This window comes from Rudaea sp. (assembly GCF_047601565.1).
Lineage (GTDB): Bacteria > Pseudomonadota > Gammaproteobacteria > Xanthomonadales > Rhodanobacteraceae > Rudaea.
Genome location: NZ_JASGIY010000002.1, coordinates 40,033 through 55,780, shown reverse-complemented (window position 1 = coordinate 55,780; position 15,748 = coordinate 40,033). Strand labels below are relative to the sequence as shown.

Here is a 15,748-nt window from a genome sequence, read left to right as displayed (position 1 = left end):
CGAGCCGCCAACAGAATCCGGCATGTGCCGGTAAGCGGCCCGGCGGGGTGTTACGAGCACGCCGCCGGGCCTGACCACAACGAAGCATGGGAACCCAGTCATGGCTGCGAAAAGTGTATCAAACCCGCGGAAAGGCAACGCTCAATCGGCTCCGATGGTCGCGCGTGCCTCAACCGCGCAACAGAAAGCCCTCGCCATACCAGGCGCGAATGTCCCGCTTGCGCCGCTCCCCAACCACGAGCCGCAGGAATACCGCTGCTCGGCAATCGTGTACGTCCGGCAACACCAGGGAACCCTGGCCGCGCGCGTCGGGGAGTTGTGCGTCGGGACTTTCTCCGACGCGGACAAAGCGTGGGAAGAAGCACGCGCCCACTGCGACAGCCTCAACGGCATCGCCTATACCGTCAAAGTGCAGCAGCAGGGCGCGCCCGCAACCCAGGGCCAGACGCACCCGCATGCCCGCAGGTTGATCCAGGCGACCCAAGAATGGGCGCAGCAGAACTTGACCGCGGAACAGGCGAAGGTCGTCAAGGACGCGATGAAAGCTCTCGACGATACGCTGATGACCTGCTGGACAGAGGTGGACGAGGCGTTGTGCCGGCTCGCGCTGGCGACGCGAAACCTGCTTCGAGACGATGCCGCGTTGTCCGACGGCGATGATCATCTGCTGCTCGCACTCAATGGAGTGCGCGTGGCTTCCGGCTTCCTTCATCGCTGGCAGGGCCGCGGCGGCCGGATGGGGAACGTGGGAGGTGCGGCATGAGCGCCGTCACCCATCATCATCTGCAGGCAGCGGTCGATGCGGCCTATCCCGTCCGTGTGAATCTGCGTACCACGACCGGCGTCGAGTTTTCCGTGTCGCGCCTGCGGCTGCAGTCCATCATTTTGAACGCCGGCCCGCGCGAGTCCCGCATCGCACATGGTCGGGTCGGCAATCGTTGCGTCGCCGTAACCTTGTTTTTTGACCGCTTCGACGAAGCGTTTTTTCGTCGGGCCGTCCATGACCTTCAACGCGATGTCAATGAACTCGTCTGCTGCGGCAAGTTCTCCCCAGGCATTCTCGAAAATATCACTTTGGACGAGAACTCCGTGAAGGCCTACAAGCGCGTCGCCGAACATGTTCGAGGCCGCGCTCGACGACGAGTTCAAGGGGCTGTACATCGAGGGCGAAGACATCGCCCAGTCCGATCCGAACACGCAGCACGTGACCGCCGCGCTGACCGCGATGGAATGCGTGGTCGTGCAGGATCTGTTCCTCAACGAGACGGCCAAGTTCGCCCACGTGTTCCTGCCGGGCTCGACCTTCCTCGAGAAGGAAGGCACGTTCACCAATGCCGAACGCCGCATCTCGCGCGTGCGCCGGGTGATGCGGCCGAAGAGCGGCTATGCGGACTGGGAGATCACCCAGCTTCTGTCCAACGCGATGGGCTACCCGATGAACTACGCGCATCCGTCCGAGATCATGGACGAAATCGCGCGCATGACGCCGACCTTCCACGGCGTGAGTTTCGCCAAGATCGACGCACTCGGCAGCATCCAATGGCCGTGCGACGAGGCGGCGCCGCAAGGCACGCCGACCATGCACATCGGCGAATTCGTGCGCGGCAAGGGCCGTTTCATGCTGACCGAATACGTGCCGACGGCGGAAAAGGTCAACGCGAAGTATCCGTTGATCCTGACCACCGGCCGCATCCTGTCGCAGTACAACGTCGGCGCGCAGACGCGGCGCACGCCGAACAGCCTGTGGCACAGCGAGGACGTGCTCGAAATCCATCCGCAGGATGCCGAGGACCGCGGCATCGCGAACGGAGAATGGGTCGGCATCCAGAGCCGCGCGGGGCAGACCGTGCTGCGCACGCTGGTCAGCGACCGCATGCAGCCCGGCGTCGTTTACACGACGTTCCATTTTCCGTTCTCGGGCGCGAACGTGATCACGACCGACAACTCCGACTGGGCGACGAATTGCCCCGAATACAAGGTGACCGCAGTGCAGATCGCGCGCGTCAGCCAGCCTTCGGACTGGCAGCGGCGCTATCGCGCGTTCAGCGAGCAGCAACAGGAGCTGTTGCAAGAAGCGGCGACGAAGTAGCCATATTTCCCTTCTCCCGGCGGGAGAAGGGAAGCATGGGCCAAATTTTTTGAAAGGCGATTCCGAAAACCGATTTCCCGAAGGTGTCGCCCGGCGCGAAGTCGAACGCCGCCGCAACGGCGTTGCCGTGCGCCTGCGCGACGCGGTGGCCGAGGAGATTCCCATCGCCTTCGTCTACAACGATCGCCCGCACGCGGTCATGATGGCGACGCCGGCGGACCTCGAAGACTTCGCCCGCGGTTTCTCGCTGAGCGAAGGTATCGTCGACGACGTGTCGCAATGTGGAAAAGTGGAAATCGTCGAAGCGCTGGCCGGTATCGAGCTGCGCATCGACATTCCCGCCGCCAATGCCGCGCTGCTCGAGGATCGCGTGCGCGAGCTGACGGGCCGCACCGGCTGCGGCCTGTGCGGCGCGCAGACGCTCGACGCCGCCGTGCGCCATCCGCCGGCCGTAGCCGAAGCGCCCGACGTGGCAGAGGCCGCATTGCGTCGTGCGCTGTGCGAAATGCCGTCGTTGCAAGTCGTCAACGCCGCGACCGGCGCCGTGCACGCGGCCGCATGGGCGAACCTCGATGGCCACATCGCGCTGCTGCGCGAGGACGTCGGCCGTCACAATGCGCTCGACAAGCTGATCGGCGCGATGCAGCGCGCCGGCACCGATCCATGCACGGGTTTCCTCGTCGTCACCAGCCGCGCCAGCTACGAGATGGTGATGAAGGCGGCGACGGTCGGCATCGGTTTCCTTGCCGCGGTTTCCGCGCCGACCGCGCTTGCGATCGCGTTGGCGCGCGAGGCGAATCTCACCCTCGTCGGCTTCGCGCGCGCCGATGGCTACGGCGTCTACGCGCACGGGCGCAGGCTGCTTGCGCGCAGCGCGGCGCAACCGGCGCACGAGGTTTTCGGACAACGGACGGCATGATCATGCAAAACCACGACGGCGCGGCCGCCCTCGTCAAGATGGCGAACGACATCGCCGATTATTTTCATTCCGAAAAGGACCGCACGCTCGCGGTCGACGGCATCTTCAACCACATCGTGCGCTTCTGGGAGCCGCGCATGCGGCGCAGGATCGTCGCGCACTTCGTCGCGAACGGCGGCGAGGATCTCAACGAACTCGCGCGCGCGGCGATCGCCAGGCTAGCGGCGACCTGAACCGCCGGGATCAGACGCCCTTCGAATCGAAGATCAGCAGATCGACGCCGGCCTGAGCAAAATTGGCGAGGTCGCCCGCCGTGGCCTTGCCCTCGGGCGAGGCGAGCCCGTCGAGAACCGCCTGCTTCGAGTCGAAGTCGAGGATGGCGACGAGATGATACGCCGCCGCGCCGGCCGGCGTGTCGATCGCGCCCGTGCTGATCTGGCAGCGGCGCAGGCCGGGAATCTTCTTCGCGAGCGGGATATGCGTGCCCGCGTAATGCGCGTCGAATGCGGCAACATCGGTCGGCTTGTTGTACAACGCGATCAATTGGGCCACGGTGTTTTCCTCCTCCTGCTGATGCTGCGTATCTTACTCGCGCACGCACGCCGGGCAAGTGCGGTGGCGGCTGCCCGCATTCAGCGCGCCGTCGCGTCGTTGCGCCGGCGCAGCAGTAGCGCGAGCAGCGGCGGCGTGACGATCGAGGTGAGCAGCGACATCGCCACGATCAACGCATAGGTGCGCGCCGGGAACACGCCGCCGGCGAGGCCGAGGCTGGCAATCACGACGCCGACTTCGCCGCGCGGCATCATGCCGACTCCGACGATCAGCGCGCCGCGCCTGCCGAGCGCGAGCGCGCCGAGGCCGCCGCCGATCAGTTTCGAGACCAGTGCGATCGCCGTGATCAGCGCGAGCGTCAGCAGCGCGTCGGGCGAAGCGAGTTCGCCCAGTTCGATCTTCGCGCCGGTCAGCACGAAGAAGAACGGCGTCATCAGCGCGAGCAGCGGCCGCGTGTCGTGTTCGAGTTTTTCGCGCTGCGGCGTTTCCGAGGCGATCATGCCGGCGAGGAATGCGCCGATGATCGCGGCGAGGCCGAATTGCGTCGAGAGGAATGCGAGGCCGAGGCAGAGCGTAAGTGCGTAGGGCAGGAGGTCGATTTTGCGCGCCTTGAGCTTCGCGCCCGTGCGCCGCGCGAGATGCGTGCCGAACAGGCCGATGACGACGACGAAGCCGACCGCTTCGGCCAGGACCACGGCAAGCTTGCCGATCTGCACGTTCTCTCCGGACTGCAGCGCGGTGACGATGCCGAGCAGCAGCATCGCGAGGATGTCGTCGATCACCGCGGCGCCGAGGATGACGCGCGACTCCTCGCGCTGGAGCACGCCGAGTTCCTGCAACACGCGCGCGGTGATGCCGGCTGACGTCGCGACGAACGCGGCGGCGACGAACAGCGATTTCGCCCAGTCGTAGCCGGAACCGTGCGCCCACAGCGAGCCGAGCAGGAACGGCACGATCACGCCGAGCAGGCCGACGAGAAACGCGCTGCGGCCGACGCGCCTCATCTCGTCGATGCGCGTCTCCAGGCCGACCGCGAACAGCAGTAGGACGACGCCGATCTCGGACAACATCTCGAGCGGTTCGGACGGCGCGACCCAGCCGAGCAGTGACGGGCCGACGACGCAGCCCGCGACGATCTCGCCGATCACGCCGGGAAGTTTGACCGCGCGCGCCAGCCGGCCGCCGATTTGCGCGGCGGCGAAGACGACGAACAGGCTGAGCAGGATGTCGTGGCCGTGCTGCATTGCGTTTGCCTTTTCCCAGGCGACACCGGATGCTACAAGGAAAACGTCATCCCGGCAGGGACTGCCGGGATCCAGTCACAGGGATGTGAAGGCATCGGCAAATCCGAACGTGCCGTCCTTGGCGCAGGATTCCGGCAGTCCCTGCCGGAATGACATACAAAAACCATCGCGAGGGAATCCATGTCCGGCCGATTGAGTAGAGCGCGCGAAGCCATGTCGAAGGTCGATACGGCGTGGCTGCGCATGGAAAGCCCGACCAACTTGATGATGATCACCGGCGTGCTGATCTTCAGGGGTCGGCTCGATCCCGGGCGCTTGAAACGTCTGCTCGAAGACCGCTTCCTCGCCTACCGACGCTTTCGCCATAAGGCAGTCGAGGCGGTCGGCTCCGCGTACTGGGAAACCGACGCCGGCTTCGACCTGGACTGGCACGCGCGCATGGCCGCGCTGCCCGGCAAGGCCGACAAATCCGAACTCGAGAAATTCGTCGGCGAACTCGCCTCGACGCCGCTCGATCACGCCAAGCCGCTGTGGCAGTTCCATCTCGTCGAGAACTACGCGGCGGACGGCAAGCCCGGCGGCAGCGTGCTGATCGCGCGCATCCATCACTGTTATGCCGACGGCATGGCGCTCGTGCAGGTGCTGCTGTCGCTGACCGACGCGAGCCCGAAGCCTGCGCAGCACAAGGAACTGGCCAAGGTCTGGCTGAAGAAGGACCAGGGCAGCGTGCTGCGGCGCCTGCTCGCGCCGGCCGGGGCCGGCCTGTCGCAGGCGCTCGCGCTCGGCGAGAAGGCGCTGGAGAAGGGCGGCGAGTTGCTGGCCAACCCCGAGGTTGTCGCACTCGTCGCGAAGGACTGCGGCGAGATCGCGCGCGAACTCGCGGTCGCGCTGACCCTGGCCGACGATCCGCCGACCGCGTTCAAAGGCCCGCTCGGCCAGGCCAAGCGCGTCGCCTGGGCCGAGCCGATGCCGCTCGAGGAAGTGAAGATCGTCGGCAAGGCGCTCGGCTGCACGGTCAACGACGTGCTGCTCGCCTGCGCCGCGGGCGCGTTGCGCGCGCACCTGCGCGACGTCGGCGAGGAGGTCGATGGCCTGACGATCCGCGCGACCGTGCCGGTCAACCTGCGTCCGCTCGAACACGCGAAGAAGCTGGGCAACCATTTCGGCCTGGTGTTTCTCGACTTGCCGATCGGCGAGGCGAATCCGCTGCGCCGCCTCGAACGCGTCGCCGCGAACATGCGCGAGCTGAAGAAGTCGAAGCAGGCGGCATTGACCCTCGGCCTGCTTTCCGTGGTCGGCATGGCGCCCGCGGCCATCCAGCGCGTCGCGCTCGAACTGTTCTCGCGCAAGGCGAGCACGGTCGCGACCAACGTGCCCGGTCCGCAGATGCCGCTCTATCTCGCCGGCTGCGAAGTCGAAGAACTCATGTTCTGGGTGCCGCAGTCGGGCTCGATCGGCATGGGCTTGTCGATCCTTTCGTACAACGGCCGCGTGCATTTCGGCCTGATCGCCGACGGCAAACGCGTGCGCGATCCGGATGCCATCGCGCGGCGCTTCGCGCCCGAGTTCGAGAAGTTGGTGCTGATCGCGCTGATGGAGGACTGGGAACGGGACATCGCTGCGGACGATGCGCAGGCGACGCTGGCGCACTTCTCTTGACGGCCGTTTCCGCGCGGGAAAATCTTTTTGCTGGTCATTCCGGCGAAAGCCGGAATCCAGTGTCTTTCGCTTTTGCGAAGGGCGAACAGGAAAGTCGCTGGATTCCGGCTTTCGCCGGAATGACGGTATGACTATCATGTGACTCCAGCCGAGAATCCATTGCCATGTCCGACACGCCTCCCGACCATCTTTCCAACGACCCGCGCAGCAAGTTCTTCGACGAAGCCGTGCTCGCGCGAGGTATCGGCATCCGCTTCAACGGCGAGGAAAAGACCACGGTCGAGGAATACTGCGTCAGCGAGGGCTGGGTGCGCATGGCTGTGCCGCGCGCGCTCGATCGCCGCGGGCGGCCGATGACGCTGAAGTTCAGCGGCAAGGTCGAGGCGTATTTCCTCGACGCCGCGCAAGCGCAGCCGCAGGAGTCGTAGCGATGGCTACGGGCTGGACCGGCGACGGCGCCGTACAGGATCAGATCGACGCGACGGTCGCGGACGCGATCAAGCGCGCCCGCAGCGCCGCGTCGCGCGGCCCGAGCTTGAAACGCTGCGAGGAGTGCGACGCGCCGATTCCCGAGGCGCGGCGCAAGGCCGTGCCCGGCGTGCGCCTGTGCGTTGCGTGCCAGTCGGAACACGACAAGGCCGATGCCGCGTTCAGCGGCTACAACCGGCGCGGCAGCAAGGACAGCCAGTTGCGCTGAAGTCGAAGTAGGTCGGTGCGGCATTCCGGTTCCGCGGCTTTGCGTCTGCGTCCGGCGCGGACGGGAAAACTTCGAGCGGCCGCTCATTGAGGGGTCGGCCCTCTCGATTGTCTATATAGAAGTACACCTGCGTTCGGCGCCGGTGTATCGTGCGGCGCGAGGGTGCAGCCCGCGCCGCCCGCGCGCAGAAGACGGCTGAAGAAGGATTGCGATGGATGCCTTGTACCGCAAGTACAGCGAGGCGCTGCGCCGGTTTCTCGTGCGCCGCCGCGTCGAGCGCGACGAGGTGGCGGACATCGTGCAGGAAACCTATTGCCGCGTCCTCACCTCGGGCGAGGCGGAGGCAATCCGCCATCCGCGGGCCTATCTGTTCCGCGTGGCCAACAACGTCGCGCTCAACGCGGCCAAGCGCCGCCGCACCGTCGGCGAGGACCAGAATGTCGATATCGACGACGTCGAGATCGCCGACGAACAGCCGAGCGCCTACCGCCGGCTCAAGTCCGAACAGGAGCTGGCGATCGTGCGCGGCGCGCTCACGCAACTGGCGCCCAAGTGCCGCGAGGTGTTCGTGCTCAACCGCTTCCAGCAGCGCAGCTATGCCGAGATCGCCCGCGAACTCGGCTTGTCCGTATCGATGGTCGAGAAATACGTGAGCCAGGCGCTCGCGCATTTGCGCAAGGCAGTGGCGGAATCCCGATGAGCGACAGCCGAGACAACAAGTCCACCGCGCGCGAGTCCGTTGCCGCCGAGGCCGCGGACTGGTACGCCCGCCTGCGCGCGGAAAACGTGTCCGAACTCGACGCCGTGCGCTTCCGCGCATGGATCGCCGGCGACCCGGCGCGCCGCCGCGAGTTCGAGGCCATCGACGAATTCTGGGACGACCTGAAGGCGATCGAGCGTTCTCCGGAAGTATTGCGCGAGCACCGGGCCATCGCCCGCCGCCGCGCGCAGCAGGCCGGCGCCGCGAGCGCGCGCACGCGCAACAGAAAACGTCTTTGGGCCGCTGCCGCCGCCGTGCTGCTCGCCGTCGGCGCCGCGTTCTGGATGCAGCATCGCGCGGCCGGCGTCTACGCCACCGGCATCGGCGAACAGCTTACGGTGCCGCTGGCGGACGGATCGGTCGTCACCTTGAACACCTCCACGCAGATACGCGTGGATTTCACCGCGGAGCGCCGCGGCGTGGAACTCGTCTCCGGCCAGGCGAACTTCGAGGTCGCGAAAGATCCCGCCCGCCCGTTCGTCGTCACGGCCGGAGATCGCGCCGTGCGCGCCATCGGCACGCAGTTCGACGTATACAAGACCGCCGAGAAAGTGACGGTGACGCTGATCGAAGGCAAGGTCGCCGTCATGCCCGCCGACTCCGCGCCGCCGCCCGGCGCCGCGACGGCGAAGCCCGACGAAATCGCGCTCGCCGCCGGCGAGCAGTTGTCCTACGGTACAAAGGCTCCGCCCGAACGCCGGACGGCGGACATCCCGCGCGTGGAAGCGTGGCGCGCGCGCAAGCTCGATTTCAACGACACCCCGCTCGCGGAGGCCATTGCGGAAGCGAACCGCTATTCGGCCACCCAGATCGTGCTCGACGCGCCGGAACTGAAGGACGCGCGGATCAGCGGCCGCTTCGAGGCCGGCCGCAACGAACTCTTCGTCGAAGGCCTGCAAAACTATTTTCATCTGCGTGCCGACCGCATGGCCAACCGCCGCATCGTGCTGACGCGCGCCCAATAACCGGCCCGGTGCCGCGCGCCGGCAACGGCATCTACATTCCCCTCTCCCCCGTCGCGCTCGACGAGGGAGAGGGCAGGGCGAGGAGCGGTTTTGATCTAGCTTGCATCACGAAGAATTCTTGCTCTCAGTTTTTTTTGCAAAAAACGATTGAGGGGTTGGTCGCTTCGGTTGTCCCTATATTTCAAGGACAACCAATTTCGCTGCGGGAGGCAGATCAATCAATGGGGAAAATCAATGCAGCAACGAGTCCGGACGTCAGCCATTCACAAGAGCGCGAACCGGGTAAGGGCGCTTCTGGCCACGGTTGCGATATGCATCGCTGCGAGCGCCGCACATGCCGCCGATCCTGCACCGAAAACATATGAGATTGCCGCGCAGCCGGTATCGAAGGCGCTGAAAGCCTTCGCCGCGCAGTCGGACATGCAATTGATTTTCACCGAAGCGGACGTGGCCGGAGCCAAGTCGGGCGGAGTGATCGGAACCAAATCGGCTCGCGAGGCGCTGACGGAAATTTTGAAAGGGACTGGACTCGAATTCGAGTTCACCGCGAACAATGTGATTGTGGTGAAGAAGGCCCCCGCGGCGGGGCCGGTAGCTGGCGTGAAGGGGGATCCTCTTTCTTCGGGAAGTGGTCAGGATTCTGCCAGCAAAAAAAGCGAGAAGAAGTCTTCACAGGACTCGCACCCGGTTCAAGAAAGTCAAGAGAGTCCCGCTGCGAATGCTTCAGTATCAGTTTCACAGGCAAAGCCAGTTCAGTTCGAAGAGGTCGTTGTTACAGGGACAAATATACGCGGTGTTAATAGCACGGCGGCTCCAATGCAGGTCTTTACTCGTGATGACATCGATAGAACTGGTCTAGGCACCTTGCAGGATTTTATTGAGCGATTGCCACAAAATTTTTCGGGAACTTCTGAAAATACTATTGGAGCTGTCGCAGGATTGGGCGCAAACATCACCAGCGCGGCTGCTCCCAATTTTCGAGGGCTAGGTAGCGATGCAACCCTTGTTCTGATCAATGGGAGACGACTTGCTCCCGGTGGGATAAACGGCGAATTAACAGATATTTCAATCATTCCGTTAGGGGCAGTCGAAAGAATTGAAATTGTGACAGATGGTGCCTCATCTATCTACGGATCAGATGCAGTAGGTGGGGTCATAAATTTCATTCTGAAGTCAAATTACGACGGCGCAGAAACTCGTGCGCGGTACGGCGCAGTGTCCGACGAAGGAAGCCGAGAAACACAGATATCACAGACCGTTGGTAGAACATGGGGGGGCGGGTCCGCTTTGATAAATTACGAATATTATAACCGTACGCCTTTGAGTGCCCTCGATAGAAGTTATTCTAAGGATGCAGTTCAGCCTTTCTCATTGCTTCCAGAACAAGTGCGGCAATCAGTTTTTGCGCATGCGCAGCAGGGGGTTGGTGATAACGTAGAGCTATTCGCCGAAGGGATCTTCGGACATAGGACGACCTACGTCGATTCAGCCGTCTCAGGTCAAGTCCAGCGATATCCGTCTGACATACATAATTACCTGGGCACATTCGGCGCCACGATTCAGGTGTTTGAGGGGTCGGCAATTGATGTCTCGAGTTCTTATGCAAAATCACAGACTCTCCAGCAATCAATAACTAACAGCGTCGTAAATTTGGGACGCGACATCGATTCTAACGTGTTTTCCGCAGATGCTAAGCTGAGCGGCTTACTGGCTCCACTTATGCTGGGCCAGTTGCTTATGCCATCGGAGCGCAATTTCGGCACGAGGCATATTCTTACCTAGAATCGGACTTCGGCACTTCCAGCATAACGAAGTCAAGTTTTGAGCCTGCTCGAAAAGTCTACGCAGGATTCGTTGAACTTAGGCTTCCGCTCATCGGAGAACAGAAGGATACGAATGGTTCTGCCATATTAGAAGCGAGCCTTACAGACAGATATGAGCATTACAGTGATTTTGGTGACACTAACAATCCACAATTTGGGCTGATCTATCAACCACTACCAACGCTAAAATTTCGCGGAACAGCGGGCACATCGTTCAGGGCGCCGTTGCTTAGCGATTTGAATCCGATCCCATCGCAAGCGGTTGTCCTTCCACTAAATGATCCCGCTTCGGGAAGCTATTCTTGCTTTCCGTTCTCAAATACATCCACATGTACAAATACTGTCTCTGTATTTGGAGGTAATCCTAATCTGGGGCCGGAGAAAGCGCGTTCCTGGACCGTAGGATTCGACTGGGCGCCAGAAGGCTCGACAGGATTTCGTGCTGGTGGCACTTATTACAACATAACATTTCGTGATCGTATTGCTAATCCGTCCGGATTAATAACTTATTTGTACGCGCTAGAAAATGAAACAATTCTCGGGCCTAAGATAGTACAGAGAAATCCAGCTATCGGAATTATCCAGCAGATTTCGCAAACTCCGGGGTTTATTAATCCGTTCGGGATTAATCTGGCAACAATAGATGCGCTCGTTGATTACAGGGAAAATAATCTATCTGTAGTCAAAACCAGCGGTATAGATCTAGATCTATCATGGAGATTCTCGACATTTGGTGGTGACGTGGAAGCTGGGGGGACGACAACAAAAATAATCAAATTTGAAAATCGGTTTTCCTCTCTAACTCCGTTGACTAGCCTGCTGAATACTCCATTTAACCCGATTGATCTAAAAATTAGATCGAGGCTTATATATTCTCGTGGACAAATATCAATTGGATTGTACGGTAATTACGTGGACTCGTATTCTGATAATAGATCAGGATTGAATATCCCTGTCGCATCTTGGGCGACATTTGACGCTAATGCCAGATATAAATGGGAAGGAGTATTCGGTGGGCAAGGTAGTGCTACTTTAATGGCGGGGATTAATAATTTTACAAATCGCAATCCACCATTCCTATATAATCCAATATTTAATGTCAACTTTGACGGAGCTAATGCAAATGCATTGGGGAGAATGATCTATATGCAATGCTCGATTTCTTGGTAAGTAAATAATTATGCTGAAATTATCCGTTGCGCGTTTTTATTTTCTAAAAATATCAATTCTTGCATTTTCATATACTCTATTTTTCTCAGTTGAGTGTTATGGGTTAGAAGTCGATTCAAGGACTGTCAGACCGGTGACTTGGTCTGCTCTTCAGCATTTTGAAACTATTGCATCTTATGCGTTGTCGCCACTTGGTGACCGTGTTGCGTTACTGACAAATCTTCCCAAAGAAGGGTACCTACCTGAAGGCGACGATTCTCGATTCAGGTTTCTCAAAAATAAATTACGTGTAATTGATGAACCGCCCCGGGAACGTCGGAGGCTGGTTGGTGTGAGTCAAGCCGCCATCGGCATCTCACGGTGTTGCTGTTGCTGATGATATATCGCTTCGGCTTCCGCCGGCGGTCGGTGTCCGATCGAGGAGAGTAGGCGGTGGTGGTTGAACCAGTTCACCCACGCCAGCGTCGCCATTTCCACGGCTTCCAGGTTCGGCCAGGATCGGCGGTGGATGACCTCGGCCTTGTACAGCCCGTTGATCGTCTCGGCCAGCGCGTTGTCGTAGGAGTCGCCCACGCGGCCGACCGACGGTTCGATGCCGGCCAGCGCCAGCCGCTCGGTGTAGCGGATCGACACGTACTGCACGCCGCGGTCGGAGTGGTGGATCAGGGCTTGCTGCACCGGTCGTCGATCGTGCAGCGCCTGCTCCAGCGCGTCGAGCACGAAGTCCGTGCGCGCCGATCGCGACACCTTCCAGCCGACGATGCGGCGCGCGAACACGTCGATCACGAAGGCCACGTAGACGAAGCCCGCCCACGTCGACACGTAGGTGAAGTCGCTGACCCACAGCGCGTTCGGACGGTCGGCGTGGAACTGCCGGTTGACGCGATCCAGCGGGCACGGCGTGGCCTTGTCGCTGACTGTGGTCTTTACCGGCTTGCCGCGGATCACGCCTTGCAGGCCCAGCCTGCGCATCAGCCGCTCGACCGTGCAGCGCGCCACGCGCACGCCCTCACGCAGTAATTGCCGCCATACCTTGCGCGCGCCGTACACCTGCAGGTTCTCGGCGTAGACGCGCCGGATCGCCTGACACAGGTCGTCGTCACGACGCGCCCGCGCCGAACGTCGATCCGGATGGCGACGTTCCCGCGCGTGGCGGCGGTACGTCGACGGAGCGATCGGCAGCACGCGGCAGATCGGCTCGACTCCATGGATGGCTCGGTGATCGTCGATGAACGCGATCATGGCTTGAATCGGCGGTCGAGCTCCGCCTGGGCAAAATACGCCGACGCCTTGCGCAAGATCTCGTTCGCTTGGCGCAGTTCGCGAATCTCTCGCTCCTGCGCCTTGAGCCGATCACGCTCGGACGTACTCAACCCCTCGCGCCGGCCTTCATCGACCTGCGCCTGCCGCACCCAGCGCCGCAACGTCTCCGACGTGCAGCCCAGCTTGCCGGCCACCGAGGCGATCGTCGCCCATTCCGAGCCGTATTCGGCTTGGTGCTCGCGCACCATCCGCACCGCTCGCTCTCTCACTTCCGCAGAATACTTCGTGTTTGTCATTGCTCCATCCTCTCAAGAGTGGGAGCCTCCGACAAACCCGGGGCGGTTCATTGACATCAGAGATGGTAATGAGACGATTATCGATTCGTCGGAATCTAGCATCTCGAATCCAATTTGGTCTCCGGACGGTCGAAAGCTAACTTATGTTGTCGGGTCTGGGGACGATGCTCGTTTGTGAGTATGGGATGCCACAAATGGTGATTTGGTCACCATTCCTGATGTAATTCCAAGAACCACTCCATTATCTCTTGTTGATTATTTTCGCCCTCAGTGGCTCTTGAATGGGAAGACCATAATTGTTCCGGCCTTGTCGTCCGGCGTATCAATCTCGCCTTCTATAGAGAAACTTGCAGGCAAAGCACGCAATAATGAATCGAGTGTAAGTGTTTATAGCACGGATGACACAAAGCAGGAATCAAGCGTTCTTGATTTATATGAGGGCGACCTAGTTGCGGTGGATACAAATACGCGGAATTATGTTCGAGTTTCGACAAATACCCATCTAATGAGTTTCAAGGTCTCTCCAGATGGCCAGAACGTCGCTTATACGGACTTACTTCCATTAAGTGCATCTAGTGCACCTCGGATTTTTGTTGCACTTAAGACGGTGAATTTGACTACACACCTCGTGCAAGTACTGAATCCAAAACTCGTGCAGTGGGCCTCTCCATTGCGTTTCAGCTGGTCGCCGGATTCAAATAAAATTGCAATATTTGACTCTGGAATGGACACGCTCCACGAGTGTTTTGTTATTGATGTCAGAAATGGCTTCACAAAGCATATTGGCGGTGATTTGCATTCCGCACTATTGGAAGCTGATGTTCCAAGTAACGTTCTTGATGCTCCAGTATGGCGATCTTCAACGGAGATATTAGCGCTTATTGGGGGTACGAAAAAGACACTATGGAGGATAGACATACGAGGTGCTGCAACTGCGTCCATCGTTAGTTCTACTCATGCCACGATTTCCGCTCTCTTGGCTACTAATGATGCGGCTAGATCAGATAGGAGTGCCAAAAATATAGTTGTTCAAACCTATAATAGCCTCACAGATAAGGCGGGGTTTGGACTATTCGATAAGAGTAATGATCGTTTGGAAATAGTGTATGAAGACCGTGTTGCGCTCGATGGGCTCGGACAGTTGAGTAATAATGGAAGAGTGTTTGTATTCGCGCAGGAAGCCTCAGATTATGGCCCCCAACTTTGGGTAAGCAATTCCAAATTGCAGCATAGGCGGCAATTGACGTCGTTAAATAAAGAATTGAACCATTATGATTTTGGATCAAGTCAACATATAAGATGGACCGCACCCAGTGGCGGGATAATGGATGGCGCATTGCTGTTACCTCCAGGTTATGTTGCAGGTAAGCCATATCCTCTAATTGTAAAGATATACGGCGGTTCACATGATAGTCCCGGTTGGACAAGTGTAAACACGCTAAACACGTTTGGATTGCGTGGTATTAATTCTCTAACGCTGCCATACGAAAATTTGCACATGTTCGCGACTCGCGGTTATGCGGTTCTCTATGCTGATACGGAAGCGCGAGTTGGAACTCCAATGAGTGACATAGCGGCTAGCTTGCTCCCTGGCGTTGATAAGCTCATTTCGGAGAAAGTTGCAGATCCGGAACGACTCGGAATCATGGGGCATAGCTATGGCGGATATGGTGTTCTTTCGGTATTGGTGCAAAGCGGTCGATTTCGGGCTGCCGTAGTTTCGGCAGGCATAGGAAATTTGATTGAAAGCTACGGTGGCATGTCGCCGGCGGGCGTCGGATGGCGGATTGGATGGGTCGAAGGCGCGCAGGGGCGTATGGGGGGAAGCCTTTGGAGTGTTCGAGATAGGTATATTGCCAACTCTCCTCTTTTTTTCTTGGACCGTGTTACCACGCCAGTTCTTCTTATCCAAGGTACCGCGGATACCGCAGTTGCGGCTCATGAGTCTGACGAGGTGTACTTGTCTTTGCGCCGGCTAGGAAAGGAAGCAACTTATATTAAATACTCCGGCGAAGGGCACAGCATCTCGGGCACTGAGGACATGCGTGATATGATTGACAGAATGACCGAATGGTTCGATAGGTATCTCAGAGAAAAGAGCAGCGTTAATTAAATATATCTATGAGAGCTTCGGGATTGAGCTTTCATTTTCAGAAGGAATATCGGTTGGCTCCACTTCCGGCAGAAACGCTACGAGTACCTCGATCTTTAAGCGTGAACAGTACATGTGCTGGCGCAAGATAGAGGTGCAGCTTGATATTCCGAGGGAGGCCAGTACCGCTTGTAACGGCGACTAGATCTGTAGTCGAGA

At 59.6% G+C, this 15,748-nt stretch carries 16 protein-coding genes and 1 other annotated feature; of the genes, 12 read left to right on the top strand and 4 right to left on the bottom strand.

Features of this window, described 5'->3' with window-relative positions; genetic code table 11:
* Positions 1 to 154: 154 nt before the first annotated feature.
* Positions 155 to 763, top strand: coding sequence for a hypothetical protein (locus QM741_RS18460; RefSeq protein ID WP_415209211.1), 609 nt, complete (start codon positions 155 to 157; stop codon positions 761 to 763).
* Here the strand turns inward: QM741_RS18460 and QM741_RS18455 are convergent.
* On the bottom strand, positions 709 to 1,119 hold the full coding sequence (locus QM741_RS18455) for a hypothetical protein (RefSeq protein ID WP_415209210.1): 411 nt from the start codon (positions 1,117 to 1,119) through the stop codon (positions 709 to 711). The two genes, QM741_RS18460 and QM741_RS18455, sit on opposite strands and share 55 nt — an antisense overlap.
* Here QM741_RS18455 and QM741_RS18450 point away from each other — a divergent pair.
* The 3 genes from QM741_RS18450 to QM741_RS18440 are packed head-to-tail and all read left to right on the top strand — an operon-like array spanning position 1,118 to position 3,241.
* Positions 1,118 to 2,089 carry a molybdopterin oxidoreductase family protein gene (locus QM741_RS18450; protein WP_415209209.1) on the top strand — a complete coding sequence of 324 codons (972 nt, stop codon included), beginning with the start codon at positions 1,118 to 1,120 and terminating at the stop codon, positions 2,087 to 2,089. The two genes, QM741_RS18455 and QM741_RS18450, sit on opposite strands and share 2 nt — an antisense overlap.
* Before the next feature lie 49 nt (positions 2,090 to 2,138).
* A complete protein-coding gene (gene fdhD, locus QM741_RS18445) occupies positions 2,139 to 3,008 on the top strand; it encodes a formate dehydrogenase accessory sulfurtransferase FdhD (protein ID WP_415209208.1) in 870 nt (289 codons plus the stop codon).
* A complete protein-coding gene (locus QM741_RS18440; RefSeq protein ID WP_415209207.1) occupies positions 3,005 to 3,241 on the top strand; it encodes a formate dehydrogenase subunit delta in 237 nt (78 codons plus the stop codon). Before fdhD ends, QM741_RS18440 begins: the two co-directional genes overlap by 4 nt.
* 10 nt (positions 3,242 to 3,251) lie before the next feature.
* On the opposite strand, the gene QM741_RS18435 is transcribed toward QM741_RS18440, so the two are convergent.
* Both QM741_RS18435 and QM741_RS18430 read right to left on the bottom strand, forming a co-directional pair.
* Positions 3,252 to 3,560: an EthD family reductase gene (locus tag QM741_RS18435; protein WP_415209206.1), complete on the bottom strand. Its 309-nt coding sequence runs from the start codon at positions 3,558 to 3,560 to the stop codon at positions 3,252 to 3,254.
* A gap of 80 nt (positions 3,561 to 3,640) precedes the next feature.
* Positions 3,641 to 4,804, bottom strand: coding sequence for a cation:proton antiporter (locus QM741_RS18430; protein ID WP_415209205.1), 1,164 nt, complete (start codon positions 4,802 to 4,804; stop codon positions 3,641 to 3,643).
* A 180-nt stretch (positions 4,805 to 4,984) separates the two neighbouring features.
* Here QM741_RS18430 and QM741_RS18425 point away from each other — a divergent pair, with 180 nt between their 5' ends.
* The 7 genes from QM741_RS18425 to QM741_RS18395 all read left to right on the top strand — a co-directional run bounded on the left by QM741_RS18425 (position 4,985) and on the right by QM741_RS18395 (position 11,878).
* Positions 4,985 to 6,463, top strand: coding sequence for a WS/DGAT/MGAT family O-acyltransferase (locus tag QM741_RS18425; protein ID WP_415209204.1), 1,479 nt, complete (start codon positions 4,985 to 4,987; stop codon positions 6,461 to 6,463).
* 164 nt (positions 6,464 to 6,627) lie between these two features.
* Positions 6,628 to 6,891 carry a DUF3297 family protein gene (locus QM741_RS18420; protein ID WP_415209203.1) on the top strand — a complete coding sequence of 88 codons (264 nt, stop codon included), beginning with the start codon at positions 6,628 to 6,630 and terminating at the stop codon, positions 6,889 to 6,891.
* Positions 6,892 to 6,893: 2 nt separating this feature from the next.
* Entirely contained in the window at positions 6,894 to 7,160 is a 267-nt protein-coding gene (locus QM741_RS18415) for a DksA/TraR family C4-type zinc finger protein (RefSeq protein ID WP_415209202.1), read from the top strand.
* Positions 7,161 to 7,371: 211 nt separating this feature from the next.
* On the top strand, positions 7,372 to 7,860 hold the full coding sequence (locus tag QM741_RS18410) for an RNA polymerase sigma factor (RefSeq protein WP_415209201.1): 489 nt from the start codon (positions 7,372 to 7,374) through the stop codon (positions 7,858 to 7,860).
* The gene (locus tag QM741_RS18405; protein WP_415209200.1) at positions 7,857 to 8,885 is read left to right on the top strand and encodes a FecR family protein; all 1,029 of its coding nucleotides are present in this window, start codon (positions 7,857 to 7,859) and stop codon (positions 8,883 to 8,885) included. Before QM741_RS18410 ends, QM741_RS18405 begins: the two co-directional genes overlap by 4 nt.
* A gap of 234 nt (positions 8,886 to 9,119) precedes the next feature.
* Positions 9,120 to 10,667 (top strand): TonB-dependent receptor plug domain-containing protein, encoded by a 1,548-nt coding sequence (locus QM741_RS18400; RefSeq protein WP_415209199.1) that lies wholly within the window; start codon positions 9,120 to 9,122, stop codon positions 10,665 to 10,667.
* Positions 10,628 to 11,878, top strand: a complete 1,251-nt coding sequence (locus QM741_RS18395; RefSeq protein WP_415209309.1) for a TonB-dependent receptor domain-containing protein — start codon at positions 10,628 to 10,630, stop codon at positions 11,876 to 11,878. Before QM741_RS18400 ends, QM741_RS18395 begins: the two co-directional genes overlap by 40 nt.
* Positions 11,879 to 12,214: 336 nt before the next feature.
* Here the strand turns inward: QM741_RS18395 and QM741_RS18390 are convergent.
* Positions 12,215 to 13,437, bottom strand: a protein-coding gene (locus QM741_RS18390; protein WP_415209198.1) for an IS3 family transposase whose coding sequence is annotated in 2 segments (ribosomal slippage) — positions 12,215 to 13,155 and positions 13,155 to 13,437 — 1,224 coding nt in all. Because the reading frame shifts where the segments join, the coding sequence is not laid out codon by codon here.
* Positions 13,046 to 13,162, bottom strand: a sequence feature (AL1L pseudoknot). Its footprint overlaps the gene before it by 117 nt.
* Positions 13,438 to 13,639: 202 nt before the next feature.
* On the opposite strand from QM741_RS18390, the gene QM741_RS18385 reads away from it, so the two are divergent.
* On the top strand, positions 13,640 to 15,550 hold the full coding sequence (locus tag QM741_RS18385) for a prolyl oligopeptidase family serine peptidase (RefSeq protein ID WP_415209197.1): 1,911 nt from the start codon (positions 13,640 to 13,642) through the stop codon (positions 15,548 to 15,550).
* Positions 15,551 to 15,748: the final 198 nt, after the last annotated feature.